We start from the raw sequence: 20,686 nt of genomic DNA, 5'->3' as shown, positions 1-20,686 counted from the left end.
CTTGATCCGGGACCGCTGGCCGAGCCGCGCCCACCTCAAGGCTGGGCGCGGTGTGGCTGGGGCGCGGTTCTGCGACGTATTGCCTAAAGTTTTGCCAGCGGTCCCGGATCAGGTCCGGGACGACGTATGTCTTCACCCTCTGGCTACCGCCCGAACGCAACCGTCAGCCGGTTCCCGGAACGGTCGAAAAAGTATCGGCCTCTTTTCGGCGGCCCACCGTGCGCAGGGAATCCAGCCTTCGGGAAAATACGGATCCGCAGGGGTTTGCGGCCTGAATGGACGGATTCGCGCCAATCTTCGGGTGTTGCGTAACCGTCACATTCCGCGCCGGATCGCCTACCGGAATACCCCTAATGAGCAACTTTGACCGTCCGGTCGCGGTTCTGCTGGAACCCCCGACCCCAAGTGAGGACGTGTTATGAAGATCAAGGCCACCACGCTCGCAGCCATGCTCGCCGCCGGACTTACCGCCGGCATCGCTGCCCAGCCGGCCCTTGCGCAGGATTCCGGTTCCCCCGAGATCGCCCCCAATGGGACGAGCTTTCGCGGGATCCGCGTCGAAGGAAACTTCGGTGGAGACCGCTTCCGGTCGCAAGGCGATCACAACGACAAGTTCGGCTACGGCGGCACGGTCGGTTTCGACGGCACTCTCGGCGAGCGCATCGTGATCGGCGCGGAAGGCAGCTTCTGGAAGCCGGGCAAGGGCAATGAGAACTGCAACGGCCTGCCGGACGGCAACAGCATCTGCCACAAGGGCTTCGAGGAATGGGGCGCGGCGGTTCGTGCAGGCTTCCTGGCCACGCCGCAGCTGCTCGTGTTCGCCAAGGGCGGCTACGTCAACGGCGAGCAGCGCCGCCGCATCGACGGCCCGACCGGCGACACGCTGGTCTACGATCACTACCGCGCCGACGGCTACCAGGTCGGCGGCGGCGTGGAATATACGCTGACCCAGGGGCGTCTGCCGGTCTACGTGAACGCGCAATACGTCTATTCCGACTATCACGGCCATACCTCGCGCCAGCGCCTGATGGGCGGCGTGGGCATCCGCTTCAAGTAATCGTATCCTCTTCGCAGGCCAGTCTCTTCGCAGGCCAGTCTCTTCGCAGGCCAGTCTCTTCGCAGGCCAGTCTCTTCGCAGGGGAGTGGGCCCGGATCGTCCTCGCGGCGATCCGGGCCTTTCCTCATGAGCGCTGTACGTCCCCGGAAACGCCGACTGTCATGAGCGAGGACGAATAGGGCGCCACCAGTTCGGCGGCCCGTTTCCATTCTCCGCGCAGCCAGGTTTCGTGCGCATGGGGCGGCAGGATCACCGGCATCGTGTCGCGACCCTCGGCGCGCAGGGCTGCGTTGGCCTCGCAAGTCATCAGGGCGAAGCTCGGCACTTCGCTGTCCTTCCAGATTGCAGCCATGGCGAAGATCGGCTGATCGACCGCGCCGAACCAGCATTGGCGGCGCTTGCCGTCGCGCGGCTCGACCTTGCCCCATTCCATGAAGGCGGTGGCGGGCACGAGGCAGCGGAATTCGCTGTTGCGCAGGTTGCCGATCCAGAACGGACTTTCGGGGTTGCGCACGGTGAGAATCCCGTGGCGGCGCTCGCCGAAGGCGGCGGGCGGCGGAGGAACGCCCCAAAGGCGGGGCACCATGCGGCGCGGCAGGCGCTTTTCGGGCCTCGGCCCTGCGACGAACTCCCGTCCCATCGTCACCACCGGCGCGAAGCCGCCGCCCGATACCGCGCCGCCCGGCCAGGGATCGTTGCCGGCCTCCGCGCCCATGGCGGGGGCGACTTCGCGTGCAGGCGCGTCGAGGCGATAGATGATCGGCATGTCTCTTGCGGCCCTAGACGGGCGGAAAAGCCGCGTCTATCGTCCGCCCATCCCCGGGGAGCTTGTGCCCAAGGTTTTCGTTATTGCGAAAGCCGGAAGGAAACAAATGGCTGAGAGGGGCAGGTCACGCTGCCCGACCCGTTGAACCTGAACCCGTTAACACGGGCGGAGGGAAGGGCGGGCCACAGAACTCTCTGTCGCGACCTTTCTTTCGTCCATAAGCCGAAGGAAAATCGCTTATGGCCGACATCAATTCCAAACTGGAAATCGGCGTTACTACCGGACCCATTCGCGGGTCGAAGAAGATCCATGTCGGACCGCTGGGCGTTGCTATGCGGGAAATACATCTGGAGCCTGGATCGGGCGAGGCGCCGGTGCGCGTCTACGATACGTCCGGTCCCTATACCGATCCCGCTGTGAACATCGACATCGCGGCGGGCTTAGCCGCCAAGCGCCGCGACTGGATTCTCGGACGCGGCGATGTGGAGGACTATGCAGCCCGCGCGGTGAAGCCCGAGGACAATGGCCAACTCGGCCCTGATCGCTCAGGCGGCGTCCCGGCGTTTCCCAACGTGGTCAAGCGCCCGCTGCGTGCGAAAGCGGGCATGAACGTCAGCCAGATGCACTACGCCAGGGCCGGCATCATCACGCCGGAGATGGAATACGTCGCCGAGCGCGAGAACCTCGGCCGCGCGATGCTCAAGGAATATCAGCGCGACGGGCAGGACTGGGGTGCCGCTATCCCGGATTACGTGACGCCCGAGTTCGTGCGCGAGGAAGTGGCGCGCGGCCGGGCCATCATCCCCTCGAACATCAACCACCCGGAAAGCGAGCCGATGGCGATCGGCCGCAATTTCCTGGTCAAGATCAACGCCAATATCGGCAACTCCGCCGTCGCCTCGGACGTGGCGAGCGAGGTGGACAAGATGGTCTGGTCGATCCGCTGGGGCGCGGATACGGTGATGGACCTCTCCACGGGCCGCAACATCCACGACACCCGCGAATGGATCATCCGCAACAGCCCAGTGCCGATCGGCACCGTGCCGATCTACCAGGCGCTGGAGAAAGTCGGGGGCATTGCCGAGGACCTGACCTGGGAAGTGTTCCGCGATACCCTGATCGAACAGGCCGAGCAGGGCGTGGACTACTTCACCATCCACGCCGGTGTGCGCCTGCCTTTCGTGCCGCTCGCCGCCAAGCGCGTGACCGGGATCGTCAGCCGGGGCGGCTCGATCATGGCCAAGTGGTGCCTCGCCCATCACCGCGAATCGTTCCTCTACGAACGCTTCGACGAGATCACCGAGATCATGAAGGCCTATGACGTCGCCTACTCGCTGGGTGACGGTCTGCGCCCCGGCTCGATCGCCGACGCCAACGACGAGGCGCAGTTCGCCGAACTCTACACCCTGGGCGAACTCACCAAGCGCGCCTGGGCACAGGACGTGCAGGTGATGATCGAGGGGCCGGGCCATGTGCCGATGCACAAGGTGAAGGAGAACATGGAAAAGCAGCTGGAGGCTTGCGGCGAGGCGCCGTTCTATACCCTCGGGCCGCTCGTCACCGATATCGCACCGGGTTACGACCACATCACCAGCGGCATCGGCGCCGCCATGATCGGCTGGTATGGCACGGCGATGCTCTGCTACGTCACGCCCAAGGAGCATCTCGGCCTGCCGGACCGGGACGACGTGAAAGTCGGCGTCGTCACCTACAAGCTGGCCGCCCACGCTGCCGATCTGGCGAAAGGCCACCCGGCGGCCAAGGTCCGCGACGATGCCCTCAGCCGCGCGCGTTTCGAGTTCCGCTGGCGTGATCAGTTCAACCTCAGCCTCGATCCCGACACGGCGGAACAGTACCACGACCAGTCTCTGCCCGCCGAAGGGGCAAAGTCGGCGCACTTCTGCTCGATGTGCGGGCCGAAGTTCTGCTCCATGAAGATCAGCCAGGAGGTGCGGGACTTTGCGGCGAAGCAGAACCAGCCCTCGACCGGGTTCATCGCCGCCGAGGAAGGCGGCATGCTCGCCATCAGCGAGGCCGAGGCCGGAATGGCGCAGATGAGCAAGGTGTTCAAGGAAACCGGCAGCGAACTCTACATGGGCGCCGGCGACCGCGAGCACGATTGAGGTGAAATGAGGTCGAAGTAACGTCGTCCCGGACTTGATCCGGGACCGCTGGCAAAGCCACGCCCAACTCTCGGCTGGGCGCGGTCCTGCGGGCTAGCGCCTAAAGGACTGCCAGCGGTCCCGGGTCGAGCCCGGGACGACGATCTCCGGATCACCGATTCCCCTTCGCGGGAATCGATTGCGCTGATACTTAGGCTCTCCATCTGGAGAAACCTGAATGCCCCGCAATTCCAATGGCGATTGGATGAAGCTCGCCCATGACAGCTACTGGCTCTGGGCCGAATCCATGATGGTCATGGGTATGCGCACTACCGATATGATGACCGGACGCGGCAGCAACCGCGAAAACATGCTGATGGTCACCGAAAAACTCCAGGCTAACGCCGAACTGGCCATGAAGCTGGCTACCGGCGGACTGACCTCTCCGGAGCAGACCGCGCACAAGGCGGTCCGCCACTATCGCAAGCGCGTCACTGCCAATCGCCGCCGCCTCTCGCGGAAGAAAAGCTGATGGCCGCCGGGGGTAAAGTGCACGTCGGCATCGGCGGCTGGAGCTATGACCCCTGGCGCGAGACGTTCTACCCCAAGGGCGTGTCCAAGGCCCGTGAACTGGAATATGTCGGGCAGCACCTCACGGGAACCGAGATCAACGCCACTTTCTACGGCCGCCAGAAGCCGGCCAGCTTTGCCAAATGGCGCGATACCGTGCCAGATGGTTTCAGGTTCGCGCTCAAGGGCTCCCGCTACTGCACGAACCGCAAGAACCTGGCCGAAGCGGGTGAGAGCGTCACCAACTTCGTCGAGCAGGGACTGGTCGAACTGGGCGACAAGCTGGGACCGATAAACTGGCAACTGGCCGCCACCAAACGGTTCGACCCTGACGAGATCGCCGCATTCCTTGATCTGCTGCCCGAGCAGCACGGCGGCCTGCGCCTTCGCCACGCCATCGAGCCGCGTCACGAGAGCTTCAACGATCCGGCCTTCCTGGCTCTCGTCCGCAAGGCCGGGGTCGCCGTCGTGCTGGCCGACAGCCAGGAATACCCGGCATTCGAGGAAGCGGCCGAAGCGGGCCCTTTCATCTACGCCCGCCTACAGAACGCGCGCAGCGAGATCGAACAGGGCTACCCCGACGCCGAGCTGGATCACTGGCGCAAGCGTGCCGAAGACTGGTCCGGCGCCGGGCGCGACGTATTCCTGTTCTTCATCAACGGCGCCAAGGAAAGAGCGCCAGCGGCAGCCATGGCACTGATCGGGCGGCTAGACGATCGATCCTGATGGCGGCGGGAAACCCGGCGCCCGTCAACGCGTGATCGCAAAGCCGATTCTCAGGCGGTTCATGCGCCGGTTGTAATCGAACAGGCTTTCGCCATACCCCGTGAAGCTCTGCACGAAGAGATAGAGGTTGGGCCCGCCCAGAAAGCGGTCGATCGGATAGGACAGGTCGGTTTCCAGCCCTCCCTTGCCGGAATTGAAATTGTACCTTCCCGAGGCCGAAAGCAGCAGCCCGTCGTCCTTGCCCAGGCTGATGTCGAGCGAGGAGGCGCCGCGATACTTCAGGATGTCCGGATTGCCGGCCTTGCCGCCCACCAGCAACATGGCGCGGGGAGCCAGTGACAGCCGGTAGCCGTCGCCGAGCTGCTGGCTGACGGTGGGCGAGATATAGACATTGTTGACGCTGCGGCCCTGGACCTTGCCGGCGCGACCGTTGGATTCATGCTGGAGGCCCACTTGCAAGCCCGCTCCCGTATGGGAAGAGAGCGCGAATTCGGGCGTGCGGTAGAACAGCTCCGGCAGATAGTTTGCGTCGCGGAACGAAGAGTCGGAAGCGATGTCCCAGAACAGCTTGTTGGTGAAACCGAAGTAGAGACCGTCCCGCCAGCTTGGACGAGCGCCGTCTGCGGCAGTGCCAAGAAGTCGATACTTGAAGCTGAGCTGCACGCGCCATTCACTGTCCTTGGCGTTGCCGAACACGATGTAGCTCGGCTCGTAGGGCGAGAAATTCGCAAGGAAGCGGTTTTCTTCCCGTTCGAGGCGCGATTGCACCGGCGGGTGCCCAGCATGGTTCGCCACTGGCGCGATCGTGCCGCGCTCGGGCTCGGAAATGGCAACCTCCCGCCGGGGGGCTTTCACCGAGACTTGGGCGGTGTTCCATTGTGGAATGCTGATGAGCCGGTTACCGGCCATCGTCGCGCTATCGGCGCCGAGGTTCAGCTTGTATCGCACTGTGGCGAAGGCGCCTGGGGCAAGAGCGAGCCTCGACGAGGTATCGTCCGCCCGCTCCAGCGAGACCATATCCGCGCGGTCGCCTTGCAATTGGCCTGCGACCACGGCGGGAACGTCAATCTGCCTATCCACCTGGCTGTCGTTGACGACCAGAATTTCGACGAGGACGGAGCCGTCGGTCGCTATGCCATCGGTATGGGTGATGATGGCTTGCTGCATGGGTTCCGCCCACGCGGTTTGGGCGCACAAAGCGCCCGCCAGGGCGACAAGGCCCGAAAATTCCTTCAAAATCTGTACCCCGTGCGCCCGAATTATCTGCCCGCTTGTTGATCGCGGGCTCAATTTTGCAATGCGAATCAAAACCGTAATGGCCCTTTATAGGCGATGGCGGACTGGCTCCGTGGGCTGGGAAGGGCGTTTTTCAGGGAGCGCGGGCGGGAGGCGGAATTGGCACCAGTTTCCACCTATCTCTGGAAGGGCGAAACGCCAGCTACGGGGCAACCTTCATCTCGCTGGCGCATTGCCCCGTCATGAAGAACATCCTCGTCGCATCCGCGCTCGCCTGCGCCCTCGCCGCCTGTTCGTCCCAGGCACCCGAGCAGACGGGCGAAGCCACGCCTGCTGCCGCCGAGCCCACATCCGCCGTGCCGACTGCGGACGTAGCAGAACCGCCTGCCGCCATTTCCGATGGGAAGATTCTCTCGCTGGAAGGGCTGGGCAATCTCCGCATCGGCGAGGCGGCCCCTGCGGGTTCCTCCTGGGCAGAGCGTGGGGCGCAGGAGTCCGACACCTGTCGCACGATCACCTCGCCGGACTATCCGGGCGTCTACGCCATTGTCGAACAGGGCAAGGTCCGGCGCATCACGCTGGGGCAACGTTCTACGGTGAAGCTGGTGGAAGGCATCGGCGTCGGCTCTACCGAGGCCGACGTGAAGAAGTGGTTCGCCGGTTTCCGCGAGGAAGCGCACAAGTATGAACCTGCGCCGGCGAAGTACCTCACTGCGCCCAATGCCGAAAGCGGCGATCCGGCCTTGCGGTTCGAGATCGGACAGGACCGGAAGGTCAAGCTGATCCATGTCGGAACGATGCCGGTGCTGGAGTATGTGGAGGGTTGTTCCTGAACTGCTCCCTCCAAGCGGGTTTCGTGTAAGCTCGGTGGTCACACCTTCAAGCACGAGAGCCGCGCGATGAACCACTACCTGCTGACCTATCATCTTGCCGCCGACTATCTGGAACGTCGGCCTCAGTATCGCGAACCGCATCTAGCGCTGGCCTGGCAGGCGGTGGAGCGAGGCGAACTGGTGCTGGGCGGGGCAGTGGAGGATCCGGTCGATACGGCGCTTCTGCTTTTCGCCGGGGACAGTCCGGAGGTGGCGGAAGCCTTTGCAAAGGCCGATCCCTATGTGACCGCAGGCATCGTCGAGCGCTGGACGGTGCGGCGCTGGGCAACGGTCGTCGGGCGTGAGGCTGCCGATCCGGTACGTGGCTCGGGTAACGGCGGGTTCCAGGCATGAGCGCGGCCGAACTGGCGATACGCGCCCGCCGCGCAGCATTCAACCGCGCCATTGTCGAAGGTGACGCTGCGGCTATCGGCCCGATCCTGGCGCGCGACTGCGTGATGGTGACCGGCACCGACAGCGCGGTGATTTCAGGCCGGATGGGGCAGGTCAAAGTCTGGCGCCGCGAGTTCGCGAGCCCGGCGCGGCTGGTCTACGCGCGCATACCGGATCAGGTCACGATTTCGCCGGTAGAGCCGATCGCGATGGAGCATGGCCGCTGGGAAGGCATCGACAGCACTTCCGATGTGATGGCGGCCGCCGGAACCTACACCGCGAAATGGCGCGAACTGGGCGGCGTATGGGTGATCGAGGCGGAGCTTTTTCTGACTCTCGCCTAAGCCTTCAGGCGCCTGAGCTATCAGGCGCCCTCGCGTTCGGCGGCGAGGACATCGGCGGCGGCACCGGCGGCGCGCGCGGCGGAAGCGGCGGCGGCATCGTTGCCCTGATCATGCGGCGTTGCGGTTGGCCGGGTCGGCGCCGCCTGCTGCGGCAGGTAGCTGCGAGGTCCGGGTTGATAGAGGCGCTGCTCGCGGTTCTGGAAGGGCGGGGGCGGCGAGACGAAGGCGGGTTCGTCTCCTGCCTCGTCCTCGTCCCGTTCGATCCAGCGGGGCGGGGGCGCGCGATCGTCCCAACCGGACCCGTCGAGGATCACCATGCGTCCTCGCGGCGGCCCGAATCCGTCTTCTTCGGCAAAGCCGTCCGCCTCATCCATCGAGCCGTCGGGCAGGGCATAGCCGCGCGCGTCGTCCAATTCGCGATCCTCGGTGGGTGAACGCTGGCCATCGGACAGCGCATAGCTGTCCGGATACTTCTGGATCTTGCCCGTCGTCATGCCTGCCGCGACCACGCCCGCACCGATGCCGCCGGCCGCCAGCACCAGAAACCACTTGCCCAAACCCATTTCAACTCCAAGCCACGCCAGCCACACTTACTCAATATAGGACTAAGAGACTGTTTGAAAATTGCCCGTTCAGGCATTTTTGGGGCGGCACCGGCCCTCTCCCCCACCCTGCCACCCGCAGGATACTACCGTTGGGTGGCAGGGTGGGGGAGAGGGCCGGTGCCGCAAAATTCGCGCCTCGCGAATTTTCAAACGGGCTCTAAACGACACGGGATGTCGGTGAGGTGAATGCCCAAGGGATTATACGCATGCCGGTGATAAGCGATCGTTCAGAAGCGGGTGACATGGTGAACGCATGTTTACGAAACGCTCCGACGCCTATTCGCTCACCCCATGCTGGTTCACCCGCGTGCACGAGCCCGACGGGTTTCGCGAGCGTGACGATGACGGAACGCTGGTTTGCACCTGCCGTCATTGCCGCAAGCGCATCCGCTCACGCGAGGGGAAGACCTGGAACCTGGCCGATGGCCTCGATCTGGATGCCTTGGCCGCGTCCTGCATTTCCAGCCACTTCAGCGTCATCGACGTGGAGGAGGGCATGGTGCTGGCGCGCTACAAGGTGCCGCCGAATTCCGATGAACTGGTCATAGCGGACATGTGGGCCACGATCGCCCGGAAGCATGGCGTCGAAGCGGGCGGGGATGTGGAGATCCGCCTCGTCCGGCACGAGGACGTCCTGCAGAAACGCCACTGAAGCCGCGCCAGCCGGACAAGAAAAAGGGCGCTCTCCCCTAGGGAAGAGCGCCCGAATTCTTTGGGGTCTAACCCTTACTGCGCGGTGGCGGCAGCCAGGGCGCCCTTGGCGTCGGCAAGGCGGAAGTTCACGTTGCGCGAGTTGTAGGTGCCGGTGACGCGGTTGCCGGCGACGTAGAGGCGGAAGGGAACCTGGCCCGAGGCGGTGCCCTCGATCACGGTAACCTTGCCCTTCTGCTCGGTGGTGTAGTTGTAGTGCACGCCGTCGTGCGAGAAGGTGCGGGCATCTTCAGCGTGAGCGGCAGTGGTTGCAACGGCGGCGACAGCGGCGCCGATCGCGAAAACGGTCTTGATCATGGCAAAATCCTTGGTCTGAAACGATAGGAGATTGCCTTGGGCACCCCTTATCTTGTTGCAGTGCAACATGTATATTCGGCACCTCTGTCGCAATGGCATAACTTGCCACCAGTGTTGCGTATTGCGCAACTCAACTAAAATCCACGTAGTATGATGATGTTAGCGGTAACGGAGTTGGTGGTGGCTGCCGCTCTTTCGCGAAATTTCACGACTGGAGGGCGGGACCATCGTTCTCTTGCGGGCGAATCGTTTGCTCCGCAGGTCTGGATTTCGTTCGCGCAGAGGTGTCGATTGCGTCCCTTGCAGGATAAAGCTACGTCTTCGACATGAGCCGAATTCATGCTGCCGTGCAGCGCATTCTCCTTGCTGCCTTCGTCAGCGCCACCGTTTCAGCGTGCCACGGCGGCGCTAAGGACATGCCAGGCGATGCCGGCGATCGCGCGCCGTTCCACGACATATCCGAACACGAGCGGATTCGCGTCATCGGGACGGAGCCGTTCTGGAACGGGGAAGTCGCGGAGGGGCGGATGACCTACACCACGCCGGACGAGCCTCAGGTGAAGGCCTTTCCCGTAGACCGGTTCGCCGGTCGTGGCGGACTGTCCTTCAGCGGCGAACCTCAGGGAGTGCCCTGGGTTCTGGCGATTGCGCCGGGCGATTGCAGCGACGGCATGTCGGACCGCGCCTATCCTTTCACCGCCTTGCTGAAGATCGGGGAAGAAACGCGTCAGGGTTGCGCGTGGACGGATGCTCGACGGCCGGTGGAAAGGGACTCCTCGTCAACCGAAAGCCGTTGAGCGGCGTGCGATTGGCCGGTCGGGGACCTGCCGCCGGCGCTCCGACGGGCCTGCTCGGCTTCGGGACCGGCCGGAAGGCAAGCGCCGGCCAGTCCTCCCAGGATGATCGCGCCGGCTATGGCGCCTATAACGTTGATCTTCATCGGCCTGATCTCGTCTTGCCCCGTCGATGTAGGAAACTCGGCAGGATATGACCTGTTCCCCGGGGTGTTTGCCGAATAGCGCCGCTTCAACGCTTGCGGACGAACTCCGCGCGCAGGACCAGACCCTTGATGCCGGGATATTTGCAGTCGATCTCTTGCGGATCGCCGGTGAGGCGAATGGACTTGATCAAGGTGCCCTGCTTCAGGGTCTGTCCCGCGCCTTTGACGTCGAGATCCTTGATCAGCGTAACCTGGTCGCCATCCGCCAGCACATTGCCGACGGCATCGCGCACTTCGACGGCATTTTCCGAGGCGCGTTTGCCAGCCAGTTCGGACGCGGGCATCCATTCGCCGCTGTCCTCGTCATAGACGTAATCCTCGTCATCGCCTGCCATGATCGTCCTTTCGTCAAGGCTCCTTGAGGAACCTTCCGTTCGGCGTGGCCATGGCAGGCGATGGGAGGCATTGATAGGACATTCTGACGCCGGACAGAGCATCCGGCGCCTTCTGCGTCAGCCCTCCAGCGACTTTTCGAGCGTGATCTCGCAATTCAGCAGCTTGGAGATCGGGCATCCGGCCTTGGCTTCGTCGGCCAGCCTTGCGAATTCCTCGAGGTCGATGCCCGGGACGCTGGCCTTGAGGGTGAGGGCGGACTTGGTCACGGCGAAGCCGCCGTCCGCGCTGTCCAGAGTGACGGTGCACTGGGTGTCCAGGGTACCGTCGGAGAACCCTGCCTTGGCCAGGGCGAAGCTGGTGGCCATGGTGAAGCAGGCAGCATGAGCGGCGGCGATCAGCTCCTCGGGATTGGTGCCGGGCTGCCCTTCGAAACGGGTGCCGAAGCCGTAAGGCTGGTCGCTGAGCACGCCCGAGCGGGTGGTGATGGCGCCCTTGCCGTCCTTGCCGAGGCCTGAATAGCGTGCGGAAGCGGAGTTCGTCGTCATGCCGGAATCCTTTCGTTGGTCGTGCAATCGGGGAAGTGTGAAGCGGACACGCGGGGACAAGGATCGATCAGGGCAAGTGTTCCCGATTCGGGGTTGAGCCGCTGTGGTTCCGATGTTCAGGCGGGATGAAGCGCATGGATGGCCCTGGTTCCGGCGTTAGCGGATGCAGCATCGAATCGCTTCCAGGCCCGTTCGTGGAACCAGAAGGCTATCGCGTTGATGCAGGGTTCCACAAGCGCGATCCCACCCGCCAGGGCAAGCGATCCCGTCATTACATAGGCTACGGTGAAGCCCACCGTCAGATGGACGCTCAGATAGGTCAGGGTCTTGATGATATCACGCGACATGGTCGATTCCTTTCGCAGTGCGAAATATCGGCCTTTCCGGCGTTTGCTCCAATGACGACTTCCGATTTCCATGATCGGCTGCTATGCGTTCAAGCCAAGAAAGACGGCCCGCATGAACGGCGCCGTGCTGGAAGAGGATGGTGTCATGGCGCGGTTCCTGACAGCATTGCAGGTGGGCTTCGCCCTGGTTCTCGCCTCGGGAAGCGGCAGCGCCTTCACGGGCACGGCGCTGGCCAAAGAACTTGTGGCCGGAGAACTTTTGGCTGGAGAACCGGCGGACGAGGTGGCCATGTCTCCGGACATGGTCGGCGCCTACTTCATGAGAGACAGCCTGGTTCCCCGAGCGGACGATCTCGCCCTCATCCAGAGAAAGCCCGCGTTGTACCTTGCCAGTTTCAATGACGGCATGGCGACGGTGGCCTATTCTCTGGATGAAGGGCGGATCGTCTATCGGGTGGTATCCGGCACGGTGGACGATGCCGCGCGGGAGGCGATCGATCACGCGCTTGCCAGGCTTCAGCGAAAGCTGGCCTGACCAGGCACGGTGCCGCAGGGCGGGTCTGAAGACGGAACGGAAGAGCGCGCGGCGCAAGAGCCGCGAAGGCCGAGGGAAGGGAGAAGATCGAGGCGCGTCGGACAGTGATCCGGCGCGCCTCGATATTTGTCCGGCTCGATGTTTTTCCGACACGATGCTCCGGATTGTCGCCATGGCGGAGCTTTCGGGTCTGGACCGGCCTGGTGCGGCGCAGCATAAGGCGCCATGGAATTCGTCCACCATTACGAGCGCGCGATCGCCTGGATCGTCGCGCAGTGCCCCGCCCCCGACAAGTTCGCGCATACATATGCGGGGCTTACGATCTGGTTGCTGACGGCGATCCTCATGAAGAAGAAGCTCAGTTCCGCCTGGCCGCTTGCCATGGTGGTGCTGTTCGAGGCTGCCAACGAATATCTCGATCGGCTGGCCCACGGCTCCTGGAACTGGCCCGACACCATCCGCGACGTCGTGGCGACGCTGTTTTGGCCCTTCGTCATTTCCTTCGCCATGCGCCTGAGGCCCGCCATTCGCGGCTGAGCGGGGCGCACGCGGTTACTTCTTGCGATCCGGTGTGGAACGGTCGATCCTGTCAGGCGATTGCACCTGCGATCACCAATGTGATCGACGCGTGTTCGAACCTGTTGGAGGAAAGCCCGATGCAGACCCCGCAACGGCGTGCCATGTTGTCCGGCATCGCCTTCGTTCTACTCGCCTGCGGCCTCGCCGGCTGCAAGCGCGAAGCCGAGCCGACACCGGCCCCAACTGCCGCGCCCGTGGTCGAGCAATCTTCCCCTGCCGAAGTCGCGACCGCGACCGATGCATCGACGGGCGTGGTCGACAGCCTCTCCGTCTATGTCGGGAAGTACCCGCTGGACAAGGTGGGCGACCATTCCTTCTTCCAGCATCCCGTCGTGCAAGAAGGCGTGTCCCGCGCGGTCACCGATCCCAAGGTGCTTGAGGCCATCGCCGCGATGAAGGGCCCGGTCGGTCCGGTCATGCGCAAGGACAACGACATCGCCGCCTCCCAGTGCGAACTGCACAATTGCGGCGCACACAACTACGCCGTTCACGTGGATGCCACGAGCAACTCGGTTTCGGCGGTCTGTTACTATGACGAAAAGGCGAGTCCGATCGCGACATGGTACCGGTCGGACGGCTCCAAGAGCAGCGAGGGTGAGGGCTGCTCCATCGGGTAGCTCCCTAGCGCGGGAGCCCGTCCAGCCAGGTTTCCACCAGCGTCATGTGTCCGGCCCAGTCGGGCGCACGATAGTCGACGAGCAGGCTTTTCTGGCGCGTCCTTTCCCCGCTGTCGTCGATGCAGGTGAGGACGGCATTCTCCCAGGCCTCGCGATCGTCGGCGGGCAGCAGCATCGGAATGCCCGGCGCCAGTTCGCGATAGACGGGAAGGTCGGTGGCGATCACCGGCGTGGCGCGAGACAGGGCCTCCAGTACGGGGAGGCCATAGCCCTCGACATGGCTCGGCATCAGCAGGGCGCGGGCATCATCCAGCCAGGCGGCCAATTCGCTATCGGTGCAGCGGGGAAGCTCGATGATGCGGCCATGGTCGTGATGGCGGGTATCCAGAAGCTCGAACGTCTGTTCGGCTTCCCAGCCGCGTTGGCCGATCAGGACGAGGTCGGGCGTGGCAGCGCCCAGTCTTTCGCGAAGCGCGTCCCAGACCTGCAGCAGCAGGGTGTGGTTCTTGCGGGCCTCGATCGTGCCCAGGCAGAGGAAATACGGCCTCTTTGCAGGCGCGGCCGGGGTCTCGGAAACCGTGCTGGGGGAAAGGGGCTCGATGCCAAGGTGGGCGACCAGGATCGGCGCCGGTTCGCGACCCTCGGCATGGGCGAAGCGAGTCAGCTCCGCACCGGTATCGGCGGAGTTGACGATGAAGCCGGCCGCCGCCGCCAGCGCATTGCGCATGCGCGCGGCGTGGCGTTCGGCTTCGCCGGCGCGGCAATATTGCGGGTGGGTGATGGGGATCAGGTCGTGGATGAGAAAGACCGGGCGCAGGCTTCGTGCCGCCAGCCAATCGACCAGTCCCACGACATTGAGGCCGGTGTGGCCGACATTGAGATAGAGCTTACCCGCGACACGGGGCGGGCGGGCGATGGCGAGTGGAACGGAGACTGCGAGCCGGGCCGCTAGCGCGCGCCGTATCGGCTTGCCCACGCCGCCGAGCAGAAGCGAGAAAAGCTTCCGGCTGGCGCGGGGGCCAAGCACCACGCGATGCTCGCGCCATTGCAGCATGGCCAGCGCGCGATCCGCGAATTCCTCCAGATAGGCCAGGCATACGCGGTCGATCCCGGTCGGCAAGCGGCCAGCCCAGAGGCGCCAGATCAGACGGCTGACGTCCAGCACGAAGGGGTGGGGTTCCGCCTGCCTCCCGCTATCGGCCTGAACGCGGGTGCGGGTCATGGTGATGGCCGGAGCGGGCGCCAGGGAAGACATGGCCGGCGGGTAGCAGTGGTCAGGATCGATTGGCAAGCGCCCTGCGAGAGGGTACTGGCAGAGCCATGTCACTTACGCAGCGCATCCTCCTTTGGGCATTCCTGGCCTCGGTGGCCGCCAGCATGGCCCTGGCGGTGACGGATCCCAGCTGGCTGGCGATCCCGGCCATGCTTGCCGCCTGGTATTTCGCGGACCTGCTCTCCGGCCTGATCCACATGTACATGGACTATCGCCCCTGCCGACCGGGCATGGGGCTCGATGCGATCTTCTTCTACGAAGGATCGCGTGAAAGCGCCGAATACCAGGGCATGTTCCGCGACCGGATGCGGCGGCTCAATCCGTTCGAGCGGATCTCCTACGATTTCAAGAACCATCATCCGCGGCCGGACGCGCTTGGGCGGCGGCAGTTGTGGCGGCTGATCGGCTCCACCGTCATTGCCGGCGCGCTGCCGATCTCGATCATCGGCAATCTGGCTGCCCTGCTGTTTCCCATTCCCGGCTGGGCCATGGCCGGTTTCGCGACCTTCCTGGTCGGCGGCGCCTTCGCCCAATACTTCCATGGCACGCTCCACCGCCGGGACAATCCGTGGTTCATCGTGGCCATGCGCAAGCTGGGCCTGCTGATGTCGCCAGAGGCGCACCAGATCCATCACGATACCCTGAAGCGGGACTTCGCAACCAACTCGGGCTGGTCGAACCCGCTGGTCAATGCCCTGTTCCGCTTCCTCCGTTCACGCGGCCACCTGCCTGACGCGAACCTGGAGCCTTCTTCCTGATCCGAAGCTTCAGGTCGTGCTGGCGACCGGCGCATAGCGGCGGCGGACGGCAGGGCGCTCCGGCGCTTCCACCGGCACCAGCAGGCGCTCGATGCTGTTCTCCACAAGGGTTCTGGTCGCCGATTCGCTGGCAAGGCCGCCGCGCACCAGGCACTTGGCATGGAGCACTTTCTTGAAGGCGGCATATAGATTGCGGTCGGGCAGCTCCGGGCTGCGCCAGAAACGGTCAAGCGATCCCTGGTGGGTGATTCCGGGAACGTCGTAGACGGCGTCGCCCAGCACGATCACCGGCGTTCCCGATGCCAGCGCGAGCGTTCCCGAGGTGCTGTTGACGCAGACCATGCCGATCGAATTCTCGCAAAGCGGCTGGAGATCGCCACCGTCGATATGCAGCACACGCCCGTCCAGACCGAAATGTGCGGCCCGCCGGCGGATCGTCGAGCGCCAGTTGCGGAAGCCCACGTCCAGCGGATGTTCCTTGATCACCAGCAGCGCTTCCTTCGGTGCATGGCGCGCGAAGCTTGCAAGGACATAGTCCAGAGCCATCGCCATCGACAGGAACGGCGAATGCGAGCGGATCTGGAAGTCGCCCGAGAGCTGGAGCGGAAACAGGAAGTAAGGCTTCCCGGCAATGTCCCGCAGCGTTTCCCGTGCCTGCCGGGCGCGGCGATCGCGCAGGGCGAAACGGCGTATCCAGCCGAAGCCCTCAAGCACGATCGAGCCCTGGCGATGCGTGCGGTAGAAGGGGAAGCGCAGCAGCAGCCGCCCGGTCACGACATTGTGATAATGCCAGTAGCTGTCATGCGCGCGGCGGTTGAACGAGGCGGTGATCGAAGGCAGGTCCGGGATTTCCGGCAGCCTCGCCGCGTCCGTCAGCAGGTTCTGCGGATCGCGGTCGAACGGGGAGTTTCCGTTAACCCCGTCGCGCTCCAGCGTCATCCAGTCGGGACGGATGTAGCCTTCCTCGAAGACATGGAAATGAATGCCCCGCAGGCGCGCAAGTCGCATCGCCCGCATATGCATGGGGCGGCAATCGCCGAACAGGACCACATCGGTGATCCCGTGCTCCTGCACGTAGCGATCGAAATAGAGCGGCCAGTCGCGCATGAGGCCGCGGTAATCCGTAGCCCCGTCCCGCCAGTCGCGGCGGTCGCCACCGGAGAGGTTGATGCGGTGGACAGCAGCGCCGCGACGGCGCAGCTCCTCGCCCAGTGCCTGAAAGAACGGGCCCGGCGGTCCTTGCAGGAACAGGAACCGGCGCTCTCCAGTGGTGAGAAGGAGATGCTTCATCGCCGGGTCATCCATCCAAGCACGCGGTTCATCCTCCCTTGAACTTCGCGCAAGCGTATAAGTCCTGATCGCACGTTGGCCTGTCCATTGGCAATCCTGTCCACCAGCGTTTCCGGGCCGCAAGGCAGGCGCGTGACGGGGTCGAGGTAGCGGGGATAGAGAATGAGCGTAGCCGCCACCAGTTCCTCCAATGTGCGCTTTCGGGTTCGGCGTGCGGGAACCTCGCCCAAGTCGCGCGTGAGGCCCCAGCCGGCATAGAACGGCACTCCGTGCGTGACGACCTCTCGCCCGCGCATCAGGGCTTCGAACCCCGCCAGCGAGGTCAGCACATGCACGGAATCGACCCGGTCCAGCAGGGATGCAATGGAAGAGATGCGGTCTATCTCGTCCGCAAACTCCAGCGCCCGGCTGTCCGGAACGTGGCCCTTGCGATGGCCGGCCTCGACGTCGGGATGGGGCTTGAACACGATGTGCGCTTCCGGCTCCTGCGCGCGGGTGCGGCGGAGCAGTTGCAGGTTGTCCAGCCCGCCGCCGCCGCGCAGCACCGAGCGGTCGTCCTCCACCTGGCCGGTCACGAGCACCAGCTTGCGGGCGCGATCGGGGTGCGAGTCGTTCACGCTGGCCCGATGGCTGGCGTCCTGCCCGTACTTGCTGATCCCACCGGCAACGAGCCTTTCGCGCAAGGCGCGCGCGCGCTGGAGGATGGGCTCGGGGATCGTCGCCGTTTCGAGGATGATCTCCAATTCGCTTGCCTGAGCAGGATCGAAGTGAGGGCCGTTTGCATCGACCACGATCGACAGCGGCGGCACGCAATTGGCGCCCAGGCCGGTCGAGCGGATCATGCCGTCCTCGATCTCGCCCACCGCGACGCCGCGCGCTTCAAGTTCGGACAGGACTTGGGCGTCGCTCCGCGCGATCCACGCGAGGGCACGCGCGGGATGGCCGGTCAGCGGCGCGCCGTCGGTATGACGCACCGGACCCGTCCCATCCCAGAGCAGGTTGTCGGCCGTGATCCGCTTCCATCTGGCGATGCCGTAGATGCTGCCGACCGCGCGGTTGGCATCGATCAGCCGACGCCAGCCTTCGAGCAGGTCGATGGCCTGGGCGGGCGTGATCCGGCTGCCATCGAAGGGATCGCGGTAAATCCAGCGGGAAAGCTCGGCGGAGACGGCATTTTCCAGTCCCTGCGGGTCCGACAGGGCGGCGAAACGTCCGGAGCCCACGATCTCGATCTCGCATCCGCTGAGCGCGGCGATCAGCAGAAGCTCATCGTCCGCGTCGGCCACCACGCGATCGGCCTTCGCGCAAAGGCTCCAGGGATCGCTGGCGGCGGGAACCCGGGGAAGCGCTTCAAGGCCGGGAAGGCGCCCGCGCGAGACCACCTGCCGCATGTCGTCGCGGCCGCGAAGATGCCGGGCGACAATGCCGGCCGCAGCCGTGCCCGAAGCGGACGCCAGCACGGTGCGGCCTTCCGGAAGGGACGCCGCCGCAGCCCAGAACTCTCCGCCCACCCGCGCCCGACGCAGCCGATCGACGAGGGTTGCCGCGTCGGAGACGGTCGTGGCGCCGTCCTGTGCGAGCGGCGATGCGCGATGGCCCGGAAAAGGGGGGATGCGCAGAAACGGTGGGCTCATCGTCCCGCCTCGCACGATTTGGTTGCGATCGAGAGGGCCAGTGTCTCGCCCAGCGCCGACAGGCGATCAGCGGCCCAGTCCCAGGCTGCGGGCGAGGTGGCGACGATTAGGCCTTCGCGGGCATCGTCGCATCGATAGGGCGTGCCGTCGGCCCGGCTCGCGCGTCCGCCGGCCTCGTTGAGGAACAGCACGCCTGCGGCATGGTCCCAGGACAGCGTCCGCGTGAACAGGGTCACATCGTTTTCGCCGGAGGCTACGCGCGGATACTGGTCGGCGGCGCAGCGGGGACTGTCGAGCACCTCGGCCTCGTCGGTGAGCGAGGCGATGAGGCGCCTGCGCCGTGCGGGCCCGGTGAACAGGCGGGTGACGGCCAAGGTTGGGCGGGCGCGGCCTGTGGGACCTGTGCGGAAGGGTGCTCCGTCGATCGTCGCCCCCTGGTCCTTGAGGGCGGCGCAAAAGCGGCCGGATAGCGGATCTAGCAGCCATCCCCCCGCCGGAACGCCATTGTCGACGAGCGCCACCAGCAGCCCGAAAGGCCCGGTTCCGGCGGCGAAATTGGCCGTGCCGTCAAGCGGGTCGACGATCCAGCAAGTTCCCGCGCCGAGTCCTTCCAACAGGTCCGGCCGGTGATGCACCGCCTCCTCACCGATCACCCGCGCGCCGGGGATCAGCCCAACGAGCGCTTCGTACAGGATCGCCTCGGATTCGCGGTCTGCTGCGGTCACCGGCTCCGTCTCGCCGGGATGCGCGCCTTTGTCGGCGACGGGCATGGCGCTCGCCGTGCCGAATCGCGGCATGATGGCGCGGCGCGCCGCCTCTCGCATCGCCTGCTCGACCGCGGGCGTAAGGCTTTGGTCCATGATCAGTGGGCCTCGGTCCCGTTCGATCGGCCGGTCACGGATGGCCGATCTCTCCATGCGTGTCGACACGAATGGAGGTGTAGGGGAGCTGAATATGGTCGAGCACCGAATGCGCCGCCTTGCCGAAGCGCGAGTTGGAGTTGCCGAAGAACAGCTCGCCCACGTTCAGGCCGAGGCCAACGAACAAGTGGCGCTTCGGCTCGATGCCCTTGTCGCGATCGCTGTTGAGGAAGTCGCTGGCGTAGTAGCCCACCTGGAAATCGACATAGCGCAGCGGCGTCTTGCGCAGGCCTTCGAAGCCGGCGCCCTTCAGCGAGAGCATGAAGCGCTGCTGTTCGTAGTGCTCCTTGCCGACGTGGCTGTAGATCTGGTGGTTCGGCATGATCTCGATCTTGAAGGCGATCTTCTCCTTCAGGCCGGGAACCGTGTTGCGCAGGACCGACAGCGCCGCACCGCTGACGTTCATCGCGATGTCCTGCATCGAATAGCCGCTGTCCGGCTCGATGGCGTCGGACACTTCGTTGATCGCCATCAGGCCCGCCGCGAGAATGCCCGCGGTGAGGGCGTCGCCCTCCGAAGCGTTGGTATTCCTGTGCAGGCGTGCGTGGAGAATGTCCGCGATCAGATAGGTGTTGAAGGCATGGGTGAGCTTGTCCATGCCAAGACTGGTGGTGTTCTTGCCGAACCAGCCCTCGTCCTTGAAGTGGAACGAGGTGGTTTCCTTGGTCAGCTTCGGGATCGTCTGGGCGCCCATGTAGATCGCGAGGATCGCCAGTTCGGTCTTGATCGTGCCGGCCTGCTTGAAGAAGCCGCGATATTGGGCATATTCGCGCGGGACATGGCCGGTGCCGTTCAGGTTGACTCCGGGCGGCAGCGAGGCAGCGGGGCCGGAAACCACGGTATTTGCAGGAAGCGTGTTATCGGCCGGACCATAGGCATCCTCTGCGATCGGCTGGCTCGGCTCAGGCGCGGAAATGGCAAGCGCCGCCAGATTGGGCCCGGCGCGCGGGGTCGCGATGTCGGCCAGATTCCATTGCCGCACCGAGCCCGGCTGGGGAGCGTTCGGATCGAATGGAGATGCCTGGCCCGGAACCTCGGAAAAAGCGGGCTCGGACAGGGCGGGGGAGCCGGCCTCCGGAAGGACTGCGCCGTCGAAGGCATCGGCCCAGGCGGGCGTTGCCGGCAGGCATGCGGCCAGCGCCAGAACCGCCCGGCCGCGGTAACCCATCCTCA

The 20,686-nt window shown here is 64.8% G+C and carries 25 protein-coding genes and 1 riboswitch; of the genes, 13 read left to right on the top strand and 12 right to left on the bottom strand.

The genetic code is table 11. From position 1 onward, the window contains the following. Positions 1–418 precede the first annotated feature (418 nt). Positions 419–1,057, top strand: coding sequence for an outer membrane protein (locus ACI3K3_RS08090; RefSeq protein ID WP_404913093.1), 639 nt, complete (start codon positions 419–421; stop codon positions 1,055–1,057). A 124-nt stretch (positions 1,058–1,181) separates the two neighbouring features. Here the strand turns inward: ACI3K3_RS08090 and ACI3K3_RS08085 are convergent, their stop codons facing one another. Continuing rightward, positions 1,182–1,823, bottom strand: coding sequence for an SOS response-associated peptidase family protein (locus ACI3K3_RS08085; protein ID WP_404913092.1), 642 nt, complete (start codon positions 1,821–1,823; stop codon positions 1,182–1,184). 44 nt (positions 1,824–1,867) lie between these two features. Then, positions 1,868–2,014, top strand: a riboswitch (TPP riboswitch). Between the two features lie 48 nt (positions 2,015–2,062). On the opposite strand from ACI3K3_RS08085, the gene thiC reads away from it, so the two are divergent. The 3 genes from thiC (at position 2,063) to ACI3K3_RS08070 (ending at position 5,221) form a co-directional block, all read left to right on the top strand. Next, positions 2,063–3,946 (top strand): phosphomethylpyrimidine synthase ThiC, encoded by a 1,884-nt coding sequence (gene thiC, locus ACI3K3_RS08080; RefSeq protein WP_404913091.1) that lies wholly within the window; start codon positions 2,063–2,065, stop codon positions 3,944–3,946. A 217-nt stretch (positions 3,947–4,163) separates the two neighbouring features. Beyond that, the gene (locus ACI3K3_RS08075) at positions 4,164–4,457 is read left to right on the top strand and encodes a hypothetical protein (protein ID WP_404913090.1); all 294 of its coding nucleotides are present in this window, start codon (positions 4,164–4,166) and stop codon (positions 4,455–4,457) included. Further along, positions 4,457–5,221, top strand: coding sequence for a DUF72 domain-containing protein (locus tag ACI3K3_RS08070; protein WP_404913089.1), 765 nt, complete (start codon positions 4,457–4,459; stop codon positions 5,219–5,221). The genes ACI3K3_RS08075 and ACI3K3_RS08070 overlap by 1 nt, the downstream gene beginning before the upstream one ends. 24 nt (positions 5,222–5,245) lie before the next feature. On the opposite strand, the gene ACI3K3_RS08065 is transcribed toward ACI3K3_RS08070, so the two are convergent. Then, the gene (locus tag ACI3K3_RS08065) at positions 5,246–6,388 is read right to left on the bottom strand and encodes a phospholipase A (RefSeq protein WP_404913088.1); all 1,143 of its coding nucleotides are present in this window, start codon (positions 6,386–6,388) and stop codon (positions 5,246–5,248) included. A gap of 311 nt (positions 6,389–6,699) precedes the next feature. Between ACI3K3_RS08065 and ACI3K3_RS08060 the strand changes: the two genes are divergently transcribed. From ACI3K3_RS08060 to ACI3K3_RS08050, 3 genes are all read left to right on the top strand, one after another. Continuing rightward, the gene (locus ACI3K3_RS08060) at positions 6,700–7,290 is read left to right on the top strand and encodes a hypothetical protein (RefSeq protein WP_404913087.1); all 591 of its coding nucleotides are present in this window, start codon (positions 6,700–6,702) and stop codon (positions 7,288–7,290) included. Between the two features lie 66 nt (positions 7,291–7,356). After that, a complete protein-coding gene (locus tag ACI3K3_RS08055; RefSeq protein ID WP_404913086.1) occupies positions 7,357–7,683 on the top strand; it encodes a YciI-like protein in 327 nt (108 codons plus the stop codon). Continuing rightward, positions 7,680–8,066: a DUF4440 domain-containing protein gene (locus ACI3K3_RS08050; RefSeq protein WP_404913085.1), complete on the top strand. Its 387-nt coding sequence runs from the start codon at positions 7,680–7,682 to the stop codon at positions 8,064–8,066. The genes ACI3K3_RS08055 and ACI3K3_RS08050 overlap by 4 nt, the downstream gene beginning before the upstream one ends. Before the next feature lie 20 nt (positions 8,067–8,086). On the opposite strand, the gene ACI3K3_RS08045 is transcribed toward ACI3K3_RS08050, so the two are convergent. Then, complete coding sequence (locus ACI3K3_RS08045; RefSeq protein WP_404913084.1) at positions 8,087–8,629, bottom strand: hypothetical protein; 543 nt, start codon at positions 8,627–8,629, stop codon at positions 8,087–8,089. A gap of 295 nt (positions 8,630–8,924) precedes the next feature. Here ACI3K3_RS08045 and ACI3K3_RS08040 point away from each other — a divergent pair, with 295 nt between their 5' ends. Further along, positions 8,925–9,323, top strand: a complete 399-nt coding sequence (locus ACI3K3_RS08040) for a hypothetical protein (RefSeq protein ID WP_404913083.1) — start codon at positions 8,925–8,927, stop codon at positions 9,321–9,323. A gap of 74 nt (positions 9,324–9,397) precedes the next feature. On the opposite strand, the gene ACI3K3_RS08035 is transcribed toward ACI3K3_RS08040, so the two are convergent. Further along, positions 9,398–9,679, bottom strand: coding sequence for a hypothetical protein (locus ACI3K3_RS08035; RefSeq protein WP_404913082.1), 282 nt, complete (start codon positions 9,677–9,679; stop codon positions 9,398–9,400). A gap of 326 nt (positions 9,680–10,005) precedes the next feature. Here ACI3K3_RS08035 and ACI3K3_RS08030 point away from each other — a divergent pair, with 326 nt between their 5' ends. Further along, positions 10,006–10,476: a COG3650 family protein gene (locus ACI3K3_RS08030; protein ID WP_404913081.1), complete on the top strand. Its 471-nt coding sequence runs from the start codon at positions 10,006–10,008 to the stop codon at positions 10,474–10,476. A 229-nt stretch (positions 10,477–10,705) separates the two neighbouring features. Here the strand turns inward: ACI3K3_RS08030 and ACI3K3_RS08025 are convergent, their stop codons facing one another. The 3 genes from ACI3K3_RS08025 to ACI3K3_RS08015 form a co-directional block, all read right to left on the bottom strand. Next, positions 10,706–11,014, bottom strand: coding sequence for an alkylphosphonate utilization protein (locus ACI3K3_RS08025; RefSeq protein ID WP_404913080.1), 309 nt, complete (start codon positions 11,012–11,014; stop codon positions 10,706–10,708). A 117-nt stretch (positions 11,015–11,131) separates the two neighbouring features. Further along, complete coding sequence (locus ACI3K3_RS08020) at positions 11,132–11,560, bottom strand: OsmC family protein (protein WP_404913079.1); 429 nt, start codon at positions 11,558–11,560, stop codon at positions 11,132–11,134. A gap of 116 nt (positions 11,561–11,676) precedes the next feature. Further along, on the bottom strand, positions 11,677–11,907 hold the full coding sequence (locus tag ACI3K3_RS08015) for a DUF2061 domain-containing protein (RefSeq protein ID WP_404913078.1): 231 nt from the start codon (positions 11,905–11,907) through the stop codon (positions 11,677–11,679). Positions 11,908–11,977: 70 nt separating this feature from the next. On the opposite strand from ACI3K3_RS08015, the gene ACI3K3_RS08010 reads away from it, so the two are divergent. From ACI3K3_RS08010 to ACI3K3_RS08000, 3 genes are all read left to right on the top strand, one after another. Then, positions 11,978–12,442 carry a hypothetical protein gene (locus ACI3K3_RS08010; RefSeq protein WP_404913077.1) on the top strand — a complete coding sequence of 155 codons (465 nt, stop codon included), beginning with the start codon at positions 11,978–11,980 and terminating at the stop codon, positions 12,440–12,442. A gap of 225 nt (positions 12,443–12,667) precedes the next feature. Next, on the top strand, positions 12,668–12,979 hold the full coding sequence (locus ACI3K3_RS08005; protein ID WP_404913076.1) for a hypothetical protein: 312 nt from the start codon (positions 12,668–12,670) through the stop codon (positions 12,977–12,979). 119 nt (positions 12,980–13,098) lie between these two features. Beyond that, complete coding sequence (locus ACI3K3_RS08000; RefSeq protein WP_404913075.1) at positions 13,099–13,638, top strand: hypothetical protein; 540 nt, start codon at positions 13,099–13,101, stop codon at positions 13,636–13,638. A gap of 4 nt (positions 13,639–13,642) precedes the next feature. Here ACI3K3_RS08000 and ACI3K3_RS07995 read toward each other — a convergent pair whose 3' ends face one another. Continuing rightward, on the bottom strand, positions 13,643–14,893 hold the full coding sequence (locus tag ACI3K3_RS07995) for a glycosyltransferase family 4 protein (RefSeq protein WP_404913074.1): 1,251 nt from the start codon (positions 14,891–14,893) through the stop codon (positions 13,643–13,645). 65 nt (positions 14,894–14,958) lie between these two features. On the opposite strand from ACI3K3_RS07995, the gene ACI3K3_RS07990 reads away from it, so the two are divergent. After that, positions 14,959–15,669, top strand: a complete 711-nt coding sequence (locus ACI3K3_RS07990) for a fatty acid desaturase CarF family protein (RefSeq protein ID WP_404913073.1) — start codon at positions 14,959–14,961, stop codon at positions 15,667–15,669. Positions 15,670–15,678: 9 nt separating this feature from the next. Here ACI3K3_RS07990 and ACI3K3_RS07985 read toward each other — a convergent pair whose 3' ends face one another. The 4 genes from ACI3K3_RS07985 to ACI3K3_RS07970 are packed head-to-tail and all read right to left on the bottom strand — an operon-like array spanning position 15,679 to position 20,681. Further along, entirely contained in the window at positions 15,679–16,959 is a 1,281-nt protein-coding gene (locus ACI3K3_RS07985; protein WP_404913072.1) for a capsule biosynthesis protein, read from the bottom strand. Beyond that, positions 16,956–18,593, bottom strand: a complete 1,638-nt coding sequence (locus ACI3K3_RS07980) for a beta-3-deoxy-D-manno-oct-2-ulosonic acid transferase (RefSeq protein ID WP_404913071.1) — start codon at positions 18,591–18,593, stop codon at positions 16,956–16,958. The genes ACI3K3_RS07985 and ACI3K3_RS07980 overlap by 4 nt, the downstream gene beginning before the upstream one ends. Further along, on the bottom strand, positions 18,590–19,453 hold the full coding sequence (locus ACI3K3_RS07975) for an inositol monophosphatase family protein (RefSeq protein ID WP_404913070.1): 864 nt from the start codon (positions 19,451–19,453) through the stop codon (positions 18,590–18,592). Before ACI3K3_RS07975 ends, ACI3K3_RS07980 begins: the two co-directional genes overlap by 4 nt. 34 nt (positions 19,454–19,487) lie before the next feature. Continuing rightward, entirely contained in the window at positions 19,488–20,681 is a 1,194-nt protein-coding gene (locus ACI3K3_RS07970; RefSeq protein WP_404913069.1) for a DUF2279 domain-containing protein, read from the bottom strand. Positions 20,682–20,686: the final 5 nt, after the last annotated feature.

Source organism: Novosphingobium sp. ZW T3_23, assembly GCF_044987305.1.
Lineage (GTDB): Bacteria > Pseudomonadota > Alphaproteobacteria > Sphingomonadales > Sphingomonadaceae > Novosphingobium.
Note: the sequence above shows the minus strand (reverse complement) of the source record. Positions and strands in the feature narration are given on the sequence as shown.